At 72.7% G+C, this 3489-nt stretch carries 3 protein-coding genes and 1 pseudogene; 3 read left to right on the forward strand and 1 reads right to left on the reverse strand.

Annotated elements, in window-relative coordinates:
* Positions 1 to 365 precede the first annotated feature (365 nt).
* From AB7U92_RS24095 to AB7U92_RS24105, 3 genes are all read left to right on the forward strand, one after another.
* The gene (locus tag AB7U92_RS24095; RefSeq protein ID WP_428582893.1) at positions 366 to 851 is read left to right on the forward strand and encodes a c-type cytochrome; all 486 of its coding nucleotides are present in this window, start codon (positions 366 to 368) and stop codon (positions 849 to 851) included.
* Positions 852 to 949: 98 nt separating this feature from the next.
* Positions 950 to 2221, forward strand: a complete 1272-nt coding sequence (locus tag AB7U92_RS24100; protein WP_428582895.1) for an HD-GYP domain-containing protein — start codon at positions 950 to 952, stop codon at positions 2219 to 2221.
* A gap of 46 nt (positions 2222 to 2267) precedes the next feature.
* A complete protein-coding gene (locus AB7U92_RS24105) occupies positions 2268 to 3152 on the forward strand; it encodes a diguanylate cyclase domain-containing protein (RefSeq protein ID WP_428582897.1) in 885 nt (294 codons plus the stop codon).
* An 18-nt stretch (positions 3153 to 3170) separates the two neighbouring features.
* Here the strand turns inward: AB7U92_RS24105 and AB7U92_RS24110 are convergent.
* A pseudogene (locus tag AB7U92_RS24110) lies at positions 3171 to 3489 on the reverse strand (carbohydrate ABC transporter substrate-binding protein); the annotation flags it as partial.

Genomic DNA, 3489 nt, shown 5'->3' on the forward strand with positions numbered 1-3489 from the left:
CCGGCGCAGGGGTGCTGGCCGGCCAGGGCAGCGGCAGGCCGGGCAGGCGCAGGCTGCTGCAGCCGCCGAGCAAGGCGGCGGCCAGCAGCAGTGCGGCGGCGCTCAGCCTGCGGGCCAGGGAAGATCTATGGGCCATGCCGGCAGTGAACGGCGCGCGGCGCGGGCACTGCAGCGCCGGAAACAGTTGTTCGCGGCCGGCCGTGAGATGCGCCCGGATCCGGCCGGCGCGGCGGGGGAAGGTGCAAGTAACGGCAACGCCGGCTGCGGCTTGGGCGCAACGGTCGCCGCACCTGACATTCGGCAAGCCGCGCCGCGGCACCGCTGACCAGAATCGGCTCGGACAACCGCACTCGCCGAGGACTGTCATGGCCATCCGCTTTCCCACGCTGCTGTTCGTCGTCACCGCCGCCGCCGCGCTCGCGGCAGGCTGCGCGGTGGAACTGCAGAACCGCCAGCCGGCGCAGGAACTGGCGCAGGCCGCCCGGCCGCCGGGCTCGGTCTACACCGGCTGGCGCGTCTTCCAGGACCGCTGCGCCGGCTGCCATGGCGAAGCGGGCACCGGCAGCGACAAGGCGCCCGACCTGCTGTCGCGCGTGCAGACCATGGGCGCGCGCAGCTTCGTCAGCCGCGTGCTCTACCGCTACGACTGGGGCCTGCCGGCGGCCCAGGCGGCCGGCGAGGGCGCGGCACGCGAGGCGCTGGTCGACGAAATCCTGCAGCGCCGCCAGGGCGCGCTGCAGATGCCGGCCTGGCAGGGCGAGCCGCGCGTGCAGGCGCACATCACCGATCTCTATGCCTGGCTGTCGGCGCGCGCCCAGGGCACGCAGCCGCCCGGCCGGCCGGCGCCGTAGACCGCTGCGGTTGCATCCGGAAACGCGCCGGCGCAGCCCGGCGCTTCAGCCGCGCCGCGGCGCGCCGATAGGCCGGTGGACAGGAGAAGGGATCGCCCATGTCCACCACGAACCGCACCGCCTCGGCCTTCAGCACCGCCAATCCGCATGCGCTGGCCACCATCCTCGAGGCCAGCGAGACGCGCCGCATCATCGCGGCCACCGATATCTTCGACCTCGCCGGCACCAAGCTGTGGGCGCGCAACCAGCCGGTGTCGGCCGAGCTGCAGCGCAAGCTGCTCGACCGCAAGCTGCGCGAGCCGCTGGAGGCCTGCCTGCTCGCCGAAGATGGCGTGACCCCGGCCTCGCTGGGCAGCGCCCTGGCCGAGCTCGTCGAACGCGAGGCGCGCCTGGCGCCGCTGCTGCGGCCGCAGGCCTCCAAGCTGCTGCGCGAAGTCACCCACCTGCACCTGCATCCGGTGGCGCAGCTGCTGCTCTCAGCTGCGCAGGCGGCGCGGCCGGTCGCCTTCGAGCATGCCGTGTCGGCCATGGGCCTGGCCGGCGCGCTGATGGCACAGCACGGCGGGCAGACACCCGACATCCGGCTGGCCATGCTGTGCGGCCTGCTGCACGACCTTGGCGAGATGTACATCGCGCCCGAATTCGGCGAAGCCGATGCCGACCGCGAGCTCGACACGCTCAGCTACCGGCAGCTCGTAGTGCACCCGCACGTCGGCCTGCTGCTGGTGGCGCAGCTGACCAACTATCCCGGCGCGGTGGCGCGGGCTGTGGCCGAGCACCACGAGCGGCTGGACGGCTCCGGCTATCCGCACCGTCTGTCGGGCGACCGCATCTCGGTGCTCGGCCGCCTCGTCGCCGTGGCCGATGCCGCGCTGGCGGCGCTGCGCAGCACGCACGATGCGCTGCCGCGCGCCAGCGTGGCGCTGCGCGCCGTCCCGGGCGAGTTCGACCTGGCCTGGGTGGGGCACCTGACGCGGGCCGCGCGCGGCGAGCCGATGCTGCCGCCGGTGATGGATCCGGCCGACATCCGCGCGCGCCGCGAAGCGCTCGGCGAGGTGCTGCAGAGCGCGGAAGACAACATCGCGCTGCTGGCGGTCGGTGACCGCTCGCCGGCGATGGCCCAGGCGCTGGAGCTGGCCTCGTTCCTCGTCGCGCGGCTGCGCATCGGCTGGAACGAGAGCGGCCTGTGGCATCCGCAGGCGGCCACAGGGCTCGATGCGGCGGAGGTGGAGGCGATGGAAGACGAGCTCTACTTCCGCCTGCGCGGCGTGCAGCGCGCGGTAATGATGAAGGCGGGCGAGCTGTCGGCCACGGAGGCCGGCGCGTTGGCTGCGCTGTGTGAATCGTTGCCGATGGGCCGCCCGGCTTGAGGGGGCGCAATCGGTCCGGGGGCGGCCGGGGCCCTAATGGCGGGCCATGGATGAACCGAACCGGTTGCCCTCCGCCATCGCCGACCTGCTCGACATCCTGCCGGACGCCGTGGTCGCCGTCGATGCCTGCGGGCGCGTCGTCTATACCAACCCGGCGGTGCGCAACCTGCTGGGCTACCTGCGCGAGGAACTGATCGGCCAGCCGCTGTCCCTGCTCGTGCCGCCTGCGGCACGCGAGCGGCACGAAATGCTGGTCGGCGAGTACCTGCAATCGGGCGCGCCGACCATGATGGGCTCGCGTCCGGTGCTGCGCGCGATGCACCGCAGCGGCCGACTGGTGCCGGTATCGATCTCGTTGTGCAACCTGCCGCTGTCTGGCGGCGACATCGTCTCCGTGGCGGTGGTGCACGACATCTCGCTGCTGCACACCCATCTCGACCGCGCCACGGCACTGGCGCAGACCGACGCCCTCACAGGGCTGGGCAATCGGCTGATGCTGTCGCGCCAGATGCAGGCCAACCTGGAGAACGAGCGGCCGTTTGCGCTGCTGCTGCTGGACCTGACCGGCTTCAAGGCACTGAACGACCGCCACGGCCACGCCGCCGGCGATGAAGCGCTGCGCGTGGTCGGGCAGCGACTGCTCGCCCTGGTGCGCGAGTCCGACGTGGCGGCGCGCCTCGGCGGCGACGAGTTCGTGCTGCTCCTCGACGGCCTGGCCAGCCTGGGCCACCTGCAGGAGCGCGCCCGGTCGGTGAGCGAGAGCCTGTCGCGACCGCTGAGCCTGAACGGCGTGCAGGTCGCGCTCGGCGTCAACATCGGCGGGGCCGCCTACCCGGGCCACGGAGACACCGAATCGGCCCTGCTGGGCGCAGCCGACCGCGCGATGTATGCCGCGAAGCGTGCCGGCGAGCCGTACCGGAGCGCCGGTTAAGGCGCTCCGGCGCAGGCTTCAGCGCACCTTGCCCGCCTTCCACGCGTTCAGCAGCGTGTCGTAGGCGATCGTCTCACCCTTGGGCTTCTCGTTGGCCAGCTTGGCCCACGGGGCGCCCTTGTCCGACAGCCACTTCGCGTTGCTCTCCTTCTTGTTGAGCTTGGGCGCGCAGCGTGCCATGCCGGCGCGCTCGAGGCGGGCCATCACCTGGTCCATCTCCTCGGCCAGGTTGTCCATCGCCTGCTGCGGGGTCTTCTCGCCGGTCACCGCCACGGCCACGTTCTTCCACCACAGCTGCGCGAGCTTCGGGTAGTCGGGCACGTTGCCGCCGGTCGGC

The organism is Piscinibacter sp., from assembly GCF_050175855.1.
In the GTDB taxonomy this organism is placed as follows: Bacteria; Pseudomonadota; Gammaproteobacteria; order Burkholderiales; family Burkholderiaceae_C; genus Piscinibacter.